The organism is Butyrivibrio hungatei, assembly GCF_001858005.1.
In the GTDB taxonomy this organism is placed as follows: Bacteria; Bacillota; Clostridia; order Lachnospirales; family Lachnospiraceae; genus Butyrivibrio; species Butyrivibrio hungatei.
Genome location: NZ_CP017831.1, coordinates 1,256,818 through 1,273,295, shown reverse-complemented (window position 1 = coordinate 1,273,295; position 16,478 = coordinate 1,256,818). Strand labels below are relative to the sequence as shown.

Genomic DNA, 16,478 nt, shown 5'->3' with positions numbered 1-16,478 from the left:
CGATAAAAATTTTAATGATTTTATGCAATCTCAAATATCATCACTTTATAATTGCAAGAATGTCGTTCTGCTTAACGATGATATATGTTGTATCCTCAAGCTTAACTTCTGTTCCAGCATATTTTGAATAGATAACGTTATCACCCTTCTTAACCTGCATCTTAACTTCTTTACCATCAACAACTCCGCCAGGTCCTACTGCGATAACCTCTGCCTGCTGTGGCTTCTCCTTTTCTGCTCCTGGAAGAACGATACCTGATTTTGTAGTCTCTTCTGCCTCAAGCTGCTTAAGAACAACTCTGTCTGATAATGGTTCTAACTTCATTGTAACTGCCTCCTTATATAATCATTTGATTATGTACTTTTTTCATTTGTTAGCACTCATTTATATTGAGTGCTAACCACTAGAACATATATTAGTTTTTTCTAGTATGATATGCAAGTTGTATATTTCTGTTTATTCTTATAGAATCACCGTTTTTCTACTTTTTTCTTTTATATACTCGTTTTTTCTATCTTTTGATAATAATATAGTCATATTTCCTACTATTTAAGCCATTTATCAAAATCATCCATCCCCCTTTTTCAGAGAAATTATTATTTTATAGATTTTTTATCTTCAAAAAATTGCAAAAGCCAGGCTTTTTTGCCATAATATAAGAGCCAAAAGAGTGTGAAGTTTTCCCCGTGACATGGAGGTCTATCGGGCTAATATCAAGGAGGTGAATGCTATGAGTGCTAATATCTTTAGCAGCCTTTCCGGATCATATAATTACGTCAATGATATGAGTAGTCTCATTGGTGATTATTCCACTATTAAGAGCGGAGCATATGGTTCACTGGTTAAGGCATATGTCAAAAAAGTTGGTAATCAGAATGCACTTAATGCTTATCGTGAGACCGGTTCTACAACCACTGCTGTTGAATCAGTAACTACCAAAAAAGCCACAGCTACAACCAAGAAATCAAACTTTGTAGACAGTCTTGGAAGAGCAGGTGCCGATAATACTACAAAAACTGATAATACTAAAAAGACTGATACATCAACTGTAACGGCTGACAAATACGCCAAGTACAAATCATCCTGGCTTGATGATCAGTTAAAGCAGTATGACAAGGATGCTAATAAGACAACTGCTGCGGATACTTCAGTTGCTCTTGATACTACAATTTAATGAGCAAAATTTAAGAGGATGCCATCAAGCATCCTCTTTTTTTAATATCGGAATTTCCTTTCCGTGAAGGTCTATATTATTTTCTTTTAAAGCAATAGCCCAGTATTTTTCAGGAATATCCGGCCATTTCACATAACCTCTTTCCTGTTCGCATAGTCTCATGGCTCTTAGTAGAACGGTCTGATTAAGATCCACTCCAGTTCTTATGGTATGCATTGTAACTGCCGCCCAGGCAGGGGCATAAGCACAAAGATCAGAAGCCTTAAACTCCCTTATGATCTCTTTTCTATTATATTCAAGCTGAACATACTCTTCTTCCCAAACCTTGCCATCTCCATGGATTATGCCAAACTGCGTCTTGCCACCATATCCCCAGGGAATACCGATTGATCCTGGATTCACAGCTTTTTTACCCCTGTATGTATATGAGCCCTGAATGTGGTTGTGTCCATGAAGGAGCATACCAGTCTTAAGGTGAGTCAGCACCTTCTTGGTATTTCTCTTTTCATTAAAGAGAAGCTCGGTAGTATTAGTTGGTGAACCATGGCAATATTCAAATCCGGGAAGGCCCTTTTTTTGAAATATTCCATAGTTTGGAAGCGATTCAAAAAAGTTAAAGTCTTTATCCGTAAGATTCTCATAGGTATAAAGAAGTGATCCGCTGGCGGAACCCTTTTTCCATCTTCCTTCACCTGTTTTTTTGTAGTTTAAAAGATATTCCTCCCTGTTTCCACGGATTATATAGGTGTTAAAGTACTGCTTGAGTACATATATCAGTTCCATGGTCTTTTGAGGATTGGGGCAATCTGTTACATAATCACCCAATAAGACAAAATTAGTGATACCCTTTCCTACAGCATAATCTATTGATGCCTGTAGTGCTGAGTGATTTCCGTGAATATCACTAAATACTGCCACATCCATCATATTAAGTTACTCCCCTACAGCGGTATTAATGCTAATTTCAGCAAATTGTCTGGTAAAGAGTTCGTGATAATAGCCTTTAGCTTCCATGAGCTGTTTGTGTGTACCTCTTTCTATTATCTTACCATCCTGTACAACTAATATAATATCCGCATCTACGATAGTTGACAATCTATGAGCTATAACAAAAGATGTTCTGCCCTTAGTCACTGTAACTATAGCATCCTGAATAGCCTTTTCAGTCACAGTATCAATAGAAGCTGTAGCTTCATCAAGTACAAGGATCTTTGGATCGGCAAGAATTGCTCTTGCAAAGGAAAGAAGCTGCTTTTCACCAGTTGATAGCATATCTCCGTCTTCTCCGACATCACTATCAAGGCCTTTTTCCATTCTCTTTACAATTCCGTCTGCTGATACCAGCTTAAGTGCTTTCCAAATCTCCTCTTCTGTGGCGTCAGGCTTTCCATATTTCAGGTTATCTCTGACTGTACCTGAGAAAAGATGTGGTGTCTGAAGGACATATCCGATATTGCTGTGGAGCCATAGCTGAGATCTATCTGCAGCATCTCTGCCATCTATCAGGATCTTACCTGCAGTTGGCTTAAAGAATCTGCACACGAGATTTACAAGTGTGGACTTGCCAGCACCTGTCTCACCTACGATGGCTACATTTGTGCCCTGAGGAACATCAAGGTTAAAGTGCTCAAGGACGTACTCATCGCCGTCTGGATACATAAAGGACACGTCTTCAAATTTGATATCACCGTGAAGTGGTTCCCAGTTTTCTTTCTTTGGATTAAAGGTATCACCGTATTTTTCAATAACTTCAGGCGTATCTGCAACGTCAGATTCTGTCCCAAGCAGCTTAAAGAATCTCTCAACATTTACCTGAACAGATATAAGCTCTGATATAGTCACGATAACGTTCTGAACAGGCTCCAAAAGTCCAAGGGCATAGGACAAAAATACTGAAAGGGTTCCTATCTCAATGATGCCTTCCTGTTTCATATTACCGCCTCGCCACAGCACTACTGCAAGTGCAATTGATGACATAAAGGTAATTGCAGAAGTAAAAAATGCCGAGTAGTGAGTTGCATGTACAGAGGTCTTGTACATCTTTGTTGTGTCTTTTTCAAAATCACCCTGAATCTTATCTTCTACTACCAAAGTCTTGATGGCCTTGGCACCTGTGATACCTTCATTGAAATTACTTGTTATCTTGGAGTTTATCTCTCTTATCTTCCTGTTTAAGACAACAAGTTTTTTCTGGAAGTAAGTTGTAAGAACCGCCGCAATAGGCACAAGCACTATAACAAATAGCGCAAGCTTAATATTCAAGATGAGCATCATCAAAAGAACAAACACGATATATGAGCCGTTCCAGATGACATCCATCATTCTCCAAGATACCATTACACCTATCTTACCAGTATCACTCATTACTCTGGCATGGATGTAACCTACATTATTCTGATTAAAATAAGCAAATGAAAGCTCCTGCAAATGGTTGAAGGATGCATTTCGAAGGTCTCTGTCCATTGACATCTCAACCTGACCGCACATATAACAAGCTGCGTAGTTATCAATAACCTGTAAAAGAAGTATCACAAGATAAAGGATCACAAAAACATTAAGTCCATCAAGTGTCCCTTTGCCAACAAAGTTATTTAAAGCATACCTGTTAAAGATCGGATATATTGAGTCAACTAATGAGCTTAATATTCCTAGGATCACCATCACAACTATCTTGGGTAAATACGGCTTTATGAAGGGATACAGTTTTGGTATCCCAAATAGTTTTAGTTTTATATTTTTCTCTGTATTCATGTTCCCTGCATCTGAATATCAAATATTCTCTTATAGATTCCATTGTTATTAAGTAACTCTTCATGGCTTCCTACCTCAGAAACCTTGCCATGATCAAGGACCAGGATATTATCAGCCTGCATAAGAGTCGTGATCCTGTGAGATATAAGAATCACAGTACTAGTTCCCTTATTTTCTGAAAGAGCCTTTCTGATTCTGGCATCTGTCTGGGTATCTACTGCTGACAGTGAATCATCAAATACCATGATAGGAGGATCTGATACCAGCATCTGAGCAATGGCTGTTCTTTGCTTTTGTCCACCAGATAGTGTCACGCCTCTTTCTCCTACGTAAGTCTCATATCCCTGGCCAAAGCTTTCTATGGTCTCATCAAGAGCTGCAATCTTTGCTGCTTCACGTATCTCTTTTTCATTTTTCTCTTTCTGTGTAATACCAATGTTCTCAGAAAGAGTTCTTGAAAAGAGAAATGGCTCCTGAAGAACAAATCCAATATTTTCGCGAAGATGCGACCTCTTGATATCAATTATGTCTGTATCTCCAATAAGGATTCTTCCGCCATCTTTTGGAAGGTCATAGAGCCTGTCCATGAGATACATGAGTGTAGATTTACCTGATCCTGTTCCACCAAGGATTCCAAAGGTGGTGCCTGCTTTTATCTTGAAGCTTACGTTATCAAGAACATCCTCTGAACCGTTGTCATAGACAAAAGATACATTTTCAAAAGTAATGTCCTGATCCATAGGAGGTTTTTTGGCATTCTCTACGTCTTTTTCTTCTTCAGAATTCATAATGTATCTAAGCCTGTCAATAGATACACCCGCCTTACTCATCTCTGAAATGATCCTTCCAAGGGCTCTAACAGGCCATGTAAGCATAGAATTATAGAAAACAAAGGCAACGTACTCGCCAACTGTGATACTACCATTTACGCAGTAAACTGCACCAAGAACAGTAATGAGCATAACCTGAAAGCCTGATATAAAATCATTGGATGCCCAGAAAGCAGCCAGTGTCTTCATAAGAGAAATCCAAAGATTCGTATACTCATAGTTTTGCTTTTCAAATTTTTCTCTCTCGTAGGCTTCTCTACCAAAGGCTCTTACTACACGAACTCCAGTCAAGTTCTCCTGAGCCGTAGCGGAAAGTCTTCCCTCTTCATTATCAGCCTTCTCAAAGCCGGTACTGATCCTGTTATGGAAAAAGCATGAATATAGAACGATTATTGGAATAAACACAGCTGAAGCTATTGTAAGCTCGCCATTTATCCTGATCATAAAATGCATTGCCACTGCGATCCTGATCATGATCCTAAATAGTGAAAGAAGCTGCTCAGAAATAAACATCTTGATGGTATCTACATCGGAAGTACACCTCTGAATAATATCACCAGTGTGGTTTTCACCATGCCAGGAAAATGGCAGATGCATGATATGCTCAAAGAGCTTATCCCTCATTCTTTTTATAAGTTTTTCAGCTGCAATTGAATTGATAACCCTGAACAGGTATCTGAATAGGGCAGTTAAAACAGCTATAACAGCTACTAATTCTGCCACCAGATAAAGATGAGCGCCAAGATATTCCTTGCCCCCCAGCCTATCCATTAAAAACAAAATGTAATCAGGAACGCTGCCGCTATCTTCAGCGGCAGCTCCTGAAATACAATTATCAATGGTATACTGGACAATCTTGGGACCAATAAGCTCCAAAAATGTCACACAAAATGATACCAATATGGCTAGGACAAAAAATATTGCACTTCCCTTTAGAAAATATAAAACGATACTACTTTTATTTTTAAACCTAGTCTTTTTCATAACTACCCTTATGGTCAATCGGCCACTAGAAGGTTATGAAAAGGCATTACTTAACAACTTCTTTGATTGACTGTGCAAGACCAGCGATTCCCTGGATGTTTGAAGGAACGATGATCTTAGTAGCCTGTCCGTTAGACGCCTTCTCGAATGCTTCAAGGCTCTTAAGTGTAAGAACTGACTCGTCAGCTCCTGCCTCTTTGAGCATTTTGATACCTTCTGCATTAGCCTGCTGAATATTCTTGATAGCTTCAGCCTGACCTTCTGCCTCTCTTATTCTCTTTTCTCTTTCAGCTTCAGCTCTAAGGATTGTAGCCTGCTTATCAGCTTCAGCCTGTAAGATCTTACTCTGCTTCTCACCTTCTGCAACAGTGATCTGTGACTGCTTCTCACCTTCTGCAAAAAGGATCTTTTCTCTTTTTTCTCTTTCAGCCTTCATCTGCTTCTCCATAGCATCACGGATCTGCTCTGGAGGATTGATGTTCTTTAATTCTACTCTTGTGATCTTGATACCCCAAGGGTCTGTTGCAATGTCAAGTGCATCCTGCATCTGAGCATTGATCTGATCTCTTGATGTAAGAGTCTCATCAAGTGTAAGTGAACCAATAACGTTACGAAGTGTTGTAGCTGTAAGATTCTCGATAGCTCCGATAGGATTTCTAACACCATATGCATAAGCCATAGGATCAGAAATTCTAAAGAATACGATAGAGTCGATCTGCATAGTAACGTTATCCTGTGTGATAACAGGCTGAGGTGGGAAGTCGCAGTACTGCTCCTTAAGATCCACCTGTCTGGCTACTCTATCGATAAATGGAACTTTGAAATGAAGACCTACATCCCAAGTCTCCTTATAAGCTCCAAGTCTCTCTACTACATATGAATGTGCCTGTGGCACGATCTTGATATTAAACGCAAGTAATATCAATGCTAAAAATATTAAAACTAAAATTGCATAAGCTCCCATGATCATTCAGCCTCCCTTTCAACAACTAATTTTGCTCCATGTACCTCTTTAACAACAACTTCTTCTCCTTCTTTGATGATCTCATCAGATGCGGAAGTTGCAAGCCATGTTGAGCCGTCAAGCTCTACCTTTCCTGTACCATGGATGTTGTCAATATCTGTTTTTACAATAGTCTTCCTGCCAACAAGAGCATCTACATTAGTCTTTTTGATCTTGTTGTTAAGATGTGCTGCAGCCCAAGGTCTCACCACCAGCATTGCACAGACGGATACGATAAGGAATATCGCAAACTGAACAATGAATGGAACATCAAGGAAACTTATGAGCATAGCTACTATCGCGCCAACTGCAAACCATATTGTAAGTAGTCCCATGGTTGCAAGCTCAATTGCTGCTAAAACAATAGTAACAAAGAGCCAGAAAAACACATAACTGATTTCCATCTTTCCCCTCCTTTTAATAAGCGATATGATGCGCATTTTCCACGTCATCATTAAGAGATATTATACAACAAGTCCAGATTTCTAGGAAGTATATACAACTAAGAAAAACAATATTTATTTAATACTATTTTCATAAAATACTAAACCATATACTGTATTTTTTTAAACTTAATATGATATTATAGAATAGTACAAATATAAATGTATAATCGCTAAAAAAAGCATTGTCGGAGGCTTCTTTTATGGCAGATAAAACTTATGAACAATTCAAAGCGCTGGTGAATCTGTGCGATATGCCTTGTTGCGTTATGTCAGTCAAGAAAAATCCCGATGGAAGTTGTGGTGAGATCCACATGTTTGCCACCAATGAACAATTTAGCATGACCGGCGAAGATGTTGAAGGTAAGGAATACACTTACAAACTACCAAGAGATCCAAAAATGGAAAAGATCTGGTTCGATGCAGCCTGGAAGGAAAAAAGCTATCACGGCTACATTGACACGACAAGGTTATATGGTTTTTGGACAGATAACTACATTATTCCATTAAAGCATGATGAAGATTCAGATACTGGCTACTGTCAGCTTCTATATACTCTTACAAAAGAGATGGATGCTGGTAAGTACTCTACTATTTCTCCTGAGGTAGCAAGCTTTGTTATCAGGACATGTTTGAACCTCAGAAAAGAGGAAGATTTCTATTCCAGCATGGATCTTGTAACAAGAGATCTTAGGAAATTTACGGGCTCATATTCGTCCTGTATTATGACCATTTCTCCTGATGTTTACAAATACGAGATCATCAGTGAGAGCGTCCAGAATAATGAAAAAAGCCTTCGCGATATATTCGCAATGATCCCATATGAAATAATAGATTGTTGGGAAGGACTGGTTGCTGAAACCGACTGCGTCATTATCACAAATGAAGAAGACATGAAATACTACGAAGAGAAAGCTCCTAAATGGGTCATAACTCTTAGAGATAATGATGTTCACAGCCTATGCCTTGTTCCATTTATCCATCAAAACACGATCATAGGCTATTTATACATCACAAACTTCGATACTGATGAAGCTGCAAAGTTAAAAGATACTATCGAGCTCGTCTCCTTCTTCTTATCCACAGAAGCAGCTCACCACCTTTTTGTAGACAGACTAAAAGACTTAAGCTCTATGGATACCAGAACCGGTGTACTTAACAGAAACGCAATGAACAACAAAGTCGATGAGCTTGCCGCTCAGCTTAGATATGAACCTGCACCATTTAGCGTAGCATTCTGCTATCTTAATACTTTAAAAACCATCAACGTAAACCAGGGACATGACGCAGGTAATAACCTGTTAAAAGACGCTGGTAAACTCCTAAAAGAAGTCTTTAAGGGCGATTATATCTACAGATCATCTGGTGATGAATTTGCTATCATCTCAATGAACTGTGATGCAAAAGAATTCAAAAACAAGATTGAGCTACTGAAATCTAAGGCCAATGACCCTAACTGGATATACTTCACTGTAGGTTATTACAGTGACGCATCTGAAGGCGAATTACATAGCGCTATGCATTTTGCAAACGAGTATGAACACGAATTCAATGAGGAATTTTACAATTCTTATCCTGATATGGTGAAGTGATTATGGCAAAGATTACTTATGAATCAATGAAAATAATAGCAAATACCGCTAGCATCCCCTGTACTGTAATGTCAGTCGAAAAAAAGCCTGACGGAAGCTGCGGAGAAGTTAAGTTTTTTGCTATAAATGACATGTTCAAAAAAAGTTATTACGATCTTTTTGCTGAAAACGAATCTGGTGAAAAGCCTTCTTTTGATGACTTTGAAAAGCACATCGAAGGCCAGCTCTACACTGCTCATCTTCCAAAAGAGCCTAATTTTGAAGATGAGTGTTTTAAGGCAGCCTGGAACAAAGAGTACATAAACACTTATGTAGATACAACTAAAATGTATGGCTTTTGGACTCAGAATATTCTCCTTCCTGTATGCGGAGAATCTGATGATCCTAACATAGCTTATTGCCAGTTCCTGTACACCCTTAGTAAGGATATGGACAGTGGCAAATACGCTGCTGTTTCACCTGATATCGCAAGCTTTGTAATAAAGACCTGTCTCGAACTTAGAAATGAAAAAGAATTCAGATCAAGTCTTTTCACAGTAACAAAAGATATTCGTGAGTACACAAATGCCACAGCCGCAGCAGTCATGACAATTGACCAGGATATTAAGGAATATAAGATATTAAGTGGTGATGCCATCGGAGATGCAACAGATCCAGAAAAGGCATTCTCTACTATCTCATATGATATTGTAGCTAGTTGGAATAATTTGTTAAAAGAGACTAACTCCATCATAATCAAAGATGAAAACGATATGGCTGAGATGGAAAAGAAAAACCCAGCCTGGGTTGAGACTCTTAAGCAGTACAAGGTAACAAGTGTATGCCTTTTCCCATTTATTCACCAGCAGGAAATAACCGGCTACCTTTTTATAACGAATTTTGATACCAAGAACGTCATAAGAGTAAAAGAAACAATTGAACTTGTTTCATTTTTCCTTTCATCAGAAATAGCAAATCACTTATTCCTCCAAAGACTGGAATATTTGAGTAATGTTGACATGTTAACCGGTGTATTTAACCGTAATTGCATGAATGTCAACGTAGATGAACTGGCTCTTAAATTAGAGTTTGATCCAAAACCATTTAACGTCGCTTTCTGTGACCTTAATGGACTAAAGACCATCAATGATACCGGAGGTCATGATAAAGGTGATAAACTCCTTGTAAATGCTGCTGAAGTATTAAAAGAAATCTTTAATGATGACAAGATATACAGAGCAGGAGGCGATGAGTTTACTATTATCTCCTTTAGCTCAAAGGATGTATTTGAGGAAAAGATAAAGCACCTTAGAGAAAAGGCCTCTGATCCAGAATGGCTCCATTTCGCCATAGGTTATTACCATGATGCTCATGATGGTAATCTAAGACTTGCCATGAGATATGCTGATGAGCAGATGTACATCGATAAAGATAAGTTTTATAAACAATATCCAAATAAGAGAAGATAAAAAAGCGAGCGCCTAAGCGCTCGCTTTTGTAATATAACAGTAATAATGAAGTTCGACTCTCGCTAACGCTCGATCGAACGACCATGCTCACTAGACTCGAAAAAACCTCGTCAAGTGATCAAGGTCAGAACTTTCCAGCCTTTGCAGCCTCTTCGATAGAAACGGCTGTTGAAACTGTCATACCAACCATAGGGTTGTTACCAGCTCCGATAAGTCCCATCATTTCTACGTGAGCAGGAACTGATGAAGAACCAGCGAACTGTGCATCTGAATGCATACGTCCCATTGTATCTGTCATACCGTATGAAGCAGGACCAGCTGCCATGTTATCTGGGTGAAGTGTACGACCTGTACCACCACCTGAAGCAACTGAGAAGTACTTCTTACCAGCTTCTACACGCTCTTTCTTGTATGTACCTGCTACTGGGTGCTGGAATCTTGTAGGGTTAGTTGAGTTACCTGTGATAGATACGTCAACGTTCTCCTTCCACATGATTGCTACACCTTCCTGTACATCGTTAGCGCCGTAGCAGTTAACCTTTGCACGAGGTGAATTAGCATCCTTTGAGTAGCACTTTCTGAATACTTCCTTAACCTCACCTGTGTAGTAGTCATACTGAGTCTCTACATAAGTGAAACCGTTGATACGTGAAATGATCTGAGCAGCATCCTTACCAAGACCGTTAAGGATAACTCTAAGAGGTTTCTGACGAACCTTGTTTGCCTTCTCAGCGATACCGATAGCACCCTCAGCTGCAGCGAATGACTCGTGACCTGCAAGGAATGCGAAGCACTCTGTATCCTCTTCAAGAAGCATCTTTCCAAGGTTACCATGTCCGATACCAACCTTACGACGGTCAGCAACAGAACCTGGGATACAGAAAGCCTGAAGTCCGATACCGATTGCAGCAGCTGCGTCTGCAGCCTTTCTGCAACCCTTCTTGATTGCGATAGCAGCACCTACTGTGTAAGCCCACTTTGCGTTCTCAAAGCAGATTGGCTGGATGCCTTCGATAAGCTTGTAAACATCGATGCCAGCTGCCATTGTAATATCTCTACACTCTTCGATAGAAGAAATTCCATACTCCTTAAGGCAAGCCAGGATCTGGGGCTCTCTTCTTTCATATGATTCAAATAAAGCCATTGTATTTTTTCCTCCTTACCTATTACTCGTGTCTTGGGTCGATGCATCTAACTGCATCAGCAACACGTCCATACTGTCCCTTAGCCTTCTCAAGAGCTGTGTTTGCATCATCACCAGCCTTGATGAAGTCCATCATCTTACCAAAGTTAACATACTTGTATCCGATGATCTCATCATTCTCATCAAGAGCGATGTCTGTGATGTAACCATCTGTAAGCTCAAGGTAACGAGGTCCCTTCTCAAGTGTTCCGTATGTTGTACCAACCATTGAACGGTTACCCTTACCAAGATCCTCAAGACCTGCACCGATCTGAAGTCCATCCTCAGAGAATGCAGACTGTGTTCTACCATAAACGATCTGAAGGAAAAGCTCTCTCATAGCTGTGTTGATAGCGTCACAAACAAGGTCTGTGTTAAGAGCTTCGAGAACTGTAAGTCCTGGAAGAATTTCTGAAGCCATAGCTGCAGAATGTGTCATACCTGAACATCCGATAGTCTCTACAAGTGCCTCCTGAATGATACCATCCTTAACATTTAAGGAAAGTTTGCAGCAGCCCTGCTGAGGAGCACACCAGCCAATACCGTGTGTATATCCTGAAATATCCTTTATTTCTTTTGACTGAACCCATTTAGCTTCTTCTGGAATGGGAGCAGCGCCATGATGTACCCCCTGTGTTACAGGGCACATGTTTTTTACCTCTGTTGAGTAAATCATGTAAAAATCTCCTTTCGTATTTTAAAGTAATTTTCATTACTTACTACCTGATTTTCCTCGGCACTCACAGAGCACCATTTTTATTTTTGCACATCTTCCGCCATATTTCAATGGGGAATGACATATTTTTAACAGAACTTTTAGATTATCAGTCTTCTATTTTCTTAACAATGTGATCTTTGTCCTTGAAAATATGATGTGCTGGGATGCATCCTCTTACAGATGAAAGAGGATATACATTACACCATCTGCCGATCACTGTTCCTGGATTAAGAACTGAATTGCAGCCAACTTCTACGTTGTCGCCAAGCATTGCACCCATCTTCTTAAGTCCTGTCTCAACCTGATCGTCAGCTCCATTTTTGACAACAACGAGCTTCTTGTCACTCTTTACATTTGAAGTGATAGAGCCAGCTCCCATGTGAGCCTTGAATCCAAGGATCGAATCTCCAACATAGTTGTAGTGAGGAACCTGAACCTTATTGAAAAGGATAACGTTCTTGAGCTCTGTAGAGTTACCTACTACTGCGCCCTTGCCAACAATGGCTGATCCCCTGATAAACGCACACTGTCTAACCTCTGCTTCTTCATCGATGATACATGGACCGCCGATATAAGCTGAATCAAAGACCTTTGCACTCTTTGCTACCCATACATTCTCACCGCGTTTTTCATACTTGTCAGCTGGAAGACTGTTACCAAGCTCGATGATGTAATCTTTGATGCCCGCAAGAAGTTCCCATGGATACTCCTTGGTCTTCATGTAGTCAGCAGCAATAGTCTCATTTAGATCATACATATTGCTAATCTTAAACTCTTCCATTTCTAAAACCTCCATTTATACAAAGCTATTTAGCTTTCTTTTACTTTCTTTTTTGATCCCTTCTTGGCAGTGCTTTTGGCCACTTCCTTATAATTAGATGAAACGTAATCAAATCTTGATCTTAAAAGACCTCTGTAGTCATTTTGTTTTACCAGATTAGTCCTCTTACTTACAAAGTCATCAAGCTTGGTCATATACTCATTTTCTGAGATCTCACCATCTGCAACTCCTGTAAGTCCCTTCTCCCAGCTTGCTGTAAGAGCAGGGTTAAGCATAGGCTTCATAGAACAAGCTACTGTCTCATAGACCATTTCTCCCATCTGAGTCGGGGTGATGATCTGAGTCTTTTTATTTAGATTAAGATATCCAATATTAACAAGCTTAGTAAGGATACCTGCTCTTGTGGCACTTGTTCCGATTCCAGAACCTTTTATCTGTGCTCGCAGTTCTTCATCCTCGATGAACTGTCCCGCATTTTCCATAGTCAGGATGATAGTTCCAGAGTTATATCTCTTTGGAGGAGATGTCTCTCCTTCCTTGATTCCAAAGCTGTCAACCTTCAAAACATCATTTTTCTTGATCTTCTGAAGATATTCAAAGAGCTCTTCATCTGTAACTGTCTCTTCTGCGTCATTATCTCCTTTGCCTTCAGCCTCTTCGTCTTTTGCCTTGTTATCATTCTTATTTTTGGCAAAAGAATAATCCATTACGTGGAGGTATCCCTTAGAAGCAAGGATCTTGAAGTTTGCAAAGAAATGCTCTTTTTTTCCTTCGTCTTCCTTGTTATTCATTGATATCTCAAGAGCTACCTTCTGATAATTGGCTGCCGGGTAAAAGACTGCCAAAAAACGCCTTACGATTATCTCATATACCTTAGCTGAAGTCGGGCTAAGGGAGGACAAAGCTGATAGGCCCTGACCTGTAGGAATGATCGCATAGTGGTCAGTAATAGCCTTATCATTTACATATCTGGTCTTTTCTATTCCCTTATAAGACTCATGTTGCAATATTGCCTTAGCAAATACAGCGCATGGCTCGTAGGATGTAAGGCCTTTGATATTCTGGCTTATAACTTTAGCTATAGCTGATGACATTACTCTGGCATCAGTTCTAGGATAAGTTGTAAGCTTCTTTTCATAGAGCTCCTGAGCTACAGCAAGTGTCTCATCAGGGTTTATCTTAAAGAATCTTGAACAGTCATTTTGAAGCTCTGCGAGGTTATAAAGAAGCGGTGCATTCTTAACTTCTTTTTTCTTTTCACACTTCTCAACAACAGCATCTAAAGCTGTCTCCAGAACAATACTCTTGTCATCTGAATCATCAGATTTTTTAAGCTGTGCTCCATTCATACCTACAAGGGATGAAATAAGCCTGTTAGCACTTTCCTCAGTCTTGAAGCCCTTTTCACTATAAAGCTCCGGTGAACCGTCATAGTGAGAATCAGGTGTTACTCTCCACTCAGCATCCTTGACCTTGCCTCCAAGATCAATGCCAGCCATTACTCTATAGAAAGGTGTCTTTTCAAAGTTCCTGATCTCTCGCTCTCTATCTACTACTATTCCAAGAACGCAAGTCATAACTCGACCTACTGAAATAACACATTTATCGACGTTGAGATAATTCTTGATTGAATACGCATACTTAAGAGTAAGGGCTCTTGAGAAGTTGATACCCATCAGATAATCCTCTTTAGCTCTTAGGAAAGCTGCGGCGCCAAGGTTATCATACTCGCTGTCATCCTTAGCTTCTCTGATGCCTCTTAATATCTCATCCTCAGTCTGTGAATCTATCCACACACGCTTTCTCTTTTTGCCTGTAACACCAGCCTGCATATCAACAAGACGATAGATATACTCACCCTCACGTCCTGAGTCAGTACAAATATAGATCGTATCTACGTCTTCTCTTGTAAGTAATCCTTTTACTATCTTGAATTGTTTTGAGACATTTCCGATAACTTCATACTTGAAGTTTTGCGGAATAAATGGAAGGGTGTCAAGTGCCCACCTTTTATATTTTTCGTCATAGACCTCAGGATAACTCATGGTTACCAGATGTCCGACACACCACGTGACAATCGCTGTATCTGACTCCAGGTAACCATCTTTCCTGGTAAAATCGATTTTAAGTGCGCTGGCAAAAGCCTGAGCAACACTTGGTTTTTCTGCTATATATACGCTTTTAGACATTCGTTAATTCATCTATCCCGATCAGTCTGATCTTGCCATCTGACTTCGCAGCTGCATCTACGAGCCACTGATCAAAACCAGTCGTTGAAAAGAGATAGTAATAATCTCCCTCTAGTTTTGCTTTACTAGCGCAGGAAATTAGTTTTTCAAAATCGGCATGAGTTATCTGCTGTTGCCAGGAGCATATTGCAAGAGCTGTATCCCCGGTATCGCTCTGCATGATAAGGTCGATCGTTCCGTCCTTACCGATCCATTCCCCATCGTCGCCTATTTCGAAGGGAAAAAGACCTTTTTCTTCCAGTTTAAAGATATATTCTCTGCAAACAGATTTAAAATACTCATTGGCGTATTTTTGAATTCCTGCAGATATAAATATATCATAAAATTTCTCTGCCGGCATTAAGGTTAAACTACTTTCATTATGGAAAATAAATCTAAAGTAGAAATCCAGCAGTGGATCAGCGATCTTGTACACTCCCTTAATAACATTTTCTCTTCCGGCGTTACCAAAAGAGTACGCTTTATAGGCAAGATCATGATGAATAAGCGTTTTTAAATAAACTGATATCTTGGCTCTGGAAAATCCGGTAGCATGATAAAGGTCATTTAGCTTATTAACACCTCTGGCCATCTGAGAAAGTATCGTATGATAAACCGCTGTTTCTCTTAGATTATACTCAGTAAGTCTATAGGGTTCTCCATGCAAAAAAGAAGCTTCATCAAGGATATTTTTGCAGACATTTTCTTTAAAGGAATACTTGTCATCAAAGTATCTCCAAAGGCCTGTCTGACCACCCAGAATAGAATAAGTAAGAACTGCATCTCTATAGGACATATTAGGAAAATGTGCCCTAAGATCAGAAAATGGAAGGGGCTTTATCTTTCTAAATCCTGCTATCTTGGCAGAAAGATTTCCAAGGCTAGAAACCATGCTGTTTTCTACCCAGTTGATATCCTGGCTCAGTAAAATGACCAGTATCTGCTTGCTTCTGCCATTTTTATCCATAAAGTCAGTGAGTTCTTCCATAAAGTTCCTGGAAGCTCTGACAGCGTACTCAAATGAATCGAAAACAAGTATTGTTGGGATCTTAACAGATTCTCCAATACAATTTTCAAGGACCTCTGTATAGGTGGGATATTCTGAAACCTCTATACTCTTCGCCTTAAGCTCATTGCCCCACAAAAAGAGCTGTTCCCTCTCTGATACGGAACGCGCACTAAAATAGAAGCTTCTTCTATTTTCCATAAATCTTAAAAGGAGCTCCTTATAAGCGGTATTCCTGTGGCCATAGACCACAAGAATATTTGTTAGACCGCTTTCATAATATCTGTTTAAAAATGCAAGATCTTCTAATCTTTTTTCTTCCATAAGTTCTTTTCC

General features: G+C 39.5%; 14 protein-coding genes. 3 read left to right on the top strand and 11 right to left on the bottom strand.

Annotation, left to right across the window (positions count from 1 at the left end; all coding sequences use genetic code 11):
• Positions 1-40: 40 nt before the first annotated feature.
• Entirely contained in the window at positions 41-325 is a 285-nt protein-coding gene (locus bhn_RS06105; RefSeq protein ID WP_071175861.1) for a co-chaperone GroES, read from the bottom strand.
• Between the two features lie 406 nt (positions 326-731).
• On the opposite strand from bhn_RS06105, the gene bhn_RS06100 reads away from it, so the two are divergent.
• Positions 732-1,175, top strand: coding sequence for a hypothetical protein (locus bhn_RS06100; protein WP_071175860.1), 444 nt, complete (start codon positions 732-734; stop codon positions 1,173-1,175).
• 24 nt (positions 1,176-1,199) lie between these two features.
• On the opposite strand, the gene bhn_RS06095 is transcribed toward bhn_RS06100, so the two are convergent.
• Genes bhn_RS06095 through bhn_RS06075 form a run of 5 tightly spaced genes read right to left on the bottom strand, consistent with a single transcriptional unit; the run spans position 1,200 to position 7,147 of the window.
• A complete protein-coding gene (locus bhn_RS06095; RefSeq protein ID WP_083385780.1) occupies positions 1,200-2,102 on the bottom strand; it encodes a metallophosphoesterase family protein in 903 nt (300 codons plus the stop codon).
• Between the two features lie 6 nt (positions 2,103-2,108).
• Positions 2,109-3,926 (bottom strand): ABC transporter ATP-binding protein, encoded by a 1,818-nt coding sequence (locus tag bhn_RS06090; RefSeq protein WP_071175859.1) that lies wholly within the window; start codon positions 3,924-3,926, stop codon positions 2,109-2,111.
• A complete protein-coding gene (locus bhn_RS06085) occupies positions 3,923-5,740 on the bottom strand; it encodes an ABC transporter ATP-binding protein (RefSeq protein WP_071175858.1) in 1,818 nt (605 codons plus the stop codon). Before bhn_RS06085 ends, bhn_RS06090 begins: the two co-directional genes overlap by 4 nt.
• A 46-nt stretch (positions 5,741-5,786) precedes the next feature.
• Entirely contained in the window at positions 5,787-6,704 is a 918-nt protein-coding gene (locus bhn_RS06080; protein ID WP_071177446.1) for an SPFH domain-containing protein, read from the bottom strand.
• A 2-nt stretch (positions 6,705-6,706) separates the two neighbouring features.
• A complete protein-coding gene (locus bhn_RS06075; RefSeq protein WP_071175857.1) occupies positions 6,707-7,147 on the bottom strand; it encodes an NfeD family protein in 441 nt (146 codons plus the stop codon).
• A 242-nt stretch (positions 7,148-7,389) separates the two neighbouring features.
• Here bhn_RS06075 and bhn_RS06070 point away from each other — a divergent pair, with 242 nt between their 5' ends.
• Entirely contained in the window at positions 7,390-8,778 is a 1,389-nt protein-coding gene (locus tag bhn_RS06070; protein ID WP_071175856.1) for a GGDEF domain-containing protein, read from the top strand.
• Positions 8,779-8,846: 68 nt separating this feature from the next.
• The gene (locus bhn_RS06065) at positions 8,847-10,226 is read left to right on the top strand and encodes a sensor domain-containing diguanylate cyclase (protein WP_161487303.1); all 1,380 of its coding nucleotides are present in this window, start codon (positions 8,847-8,849) and stop codon (positions 10,224-10,226) included.
• A gap of 124 nt (positions 10,227-10,350) precedes the next feature.
• On the opposite strand, the gene bhn_RS06060 is transcribed toward bhn_RS06065, so the two are convergent.
• From bhn_RS06060 to bhn_RS06040, 5 genes are all read right to left on the bottom strand, one after another.
• On the bottom strand, positions 10,351-11,370 hold the full coding sequence (locus bhn_RS06060) for a GGGtGRT protein (RefSeq protein WP_071175854.1): 1,020 nt from the start codon (positions 11,368-11,370) through the stop codon (positions 10,351-10,353).
• 22 nt (positions 11,371-11,392) lie between these two features.
• Positions 11,393-12,085: an iron-sulfur cluster assembly scaffold protein gene (locus bhn_RS06055; protein ID WP_071175853.1), complete on the bottom strand. Its 693-nt coding sequence runs from the start codon at positions 12,083-12,085 to the stop codon at positions 11,393-11,395.
• A gap of 148 nt (positions 12,086-12,233) precedes the next feature.
• Positions 12,234-12,908 carry an LbetaH domain-containing protein gene (locus bhn_RS06050; protein WP_071175852.1) on the bottom strand — a complete coding sequence of 225 codons (675 nt, stop codon included), beginning with the start codon at positions 12,906-12,908 and terminating at the stop codon, positions 12,234-12,236.
• 29 nt (positions 12,909-12,937) lie between these two features.
• Complete coding sequence (locus bhn_RS06045; protein ID WP_071175851.1) at positions 12,938-15,097, bottom strand: DNA topoisomerase; 2,160 nt, start codon at positions 15,095-15,097, stop codon at positions 12,938-12,940.
• Complete coding sequence (locus tag bhn_RS06040) at positions 15,090-16,466, bottom strand: ATP-binding protein (protein WP_071175850.1); 1,377 nt, start codon at positions 16,464-16,466, stop codon at positions 15,090-15,092. Before bhn_RS06040 ends, bhn_RS06045 begins: the two co-directional genes overlap by 8 nt.
• Positions 16,467-16,478: the final 12 nt, after the last annotated feature.

Bases quoted from the DNA above. Each gene is read 5' to 3' on its own strand.
- bhn_RS06105 (WP_071175861.1), bottom strand. From the start codon at position 325: ATGAAGTTAGAACCATTATCAGACAGAGTTGTTCTTAAGCAGCTTGAG.
- bhn_RS06100 (WP_071175860.1), top strand. From the start codon at position 732: ATGAGTGCTAATATCTTTAGCAGCCTTTCCGGATCATATAATTACGTC.
- bhn_RS06095 (WP_083385780.1), bottom strand. From the start codon at position 2,102: ATGATGGATGTGGCAGTATTTAGTGATATTCACGGAAATCACTCAGCA.
- bhn_RS06090 (WP_071175859.1), bottom strand. From the start codon at position 3,926: ATGAATACAGAGAAAAATATAAAACTAAAACTATTTGGGATACCAAAA.
- bhn_RS06085 (WP_071175858.1), bottom strand. From the start codon at position 5,740: ATGAAAAAGACTAGGTTTAAAAATAAAAGTAGTATCGTTTTATATTTT.
- bhn_RS06080 (WP_071177446.1), bottom strand. From the start codon at position 6,704: ATGGGAGCTTATGCAATTTTAGTTTTAATATTTTTAGCATTGATATTA.
- bhn_RS06075 (WP_071175857.1), bottom strand. From the start codon at position 7,147: ATGGAAATCAGTTATGTGTTTTTCTGGCTCTTTGTTACTATTGTTTTA.
- bhn_RS06070 (WP_071175856.1), top strand. From the start codon at position 7,390: ATGGCAGATAAAACTTATGAACAATTCAAAGCGCTGGTGAATCTGTGC.
- bhn_RS06065 (WP_161487303.1), top strand. From the start codon at position 8,847: ATGTCAGTCGAAAAAAAGCCTGACGGAAGCTGCGGAGAAGTTAAGTTT.
- bhn_RS06060 (WP_071175854.1), bottom strand. From the start codon at position 11,370: ATGGCTTTATTTGAATCATATGAAAGAAGAGAGCCCCAGATCCTGGCT.
- bhn_RS06055 (WP_071175853.1), bottom strand. From the start codon at position 12,085: ATGATTTACTCAACAGAGGTAAAAAACATGTGCCCTGTAACACAGGGG.
- bhn_RS06050 (WP_071175852.1), bottom strand. From the start codon at position 12,908: ATGGAAGAGTTTAAGATTAGCAATATGTATGATCTAAATGAGACTATT.
- bhn_RS06045 (WP_071175851.1), bottom strand. From the start codon at position 15,097: ATGTCTAAAAGCGTATATATAGCAGAAAAACCAAGTGTTGCTCAGGCT.
- bhn_RS06040 (WP_071175850.1), bottom strand. From the start codon at position 16,466: ATGGAAGAAAAAAGATTAGAAGATCTTGCATTTTTAAACAGATATTAT.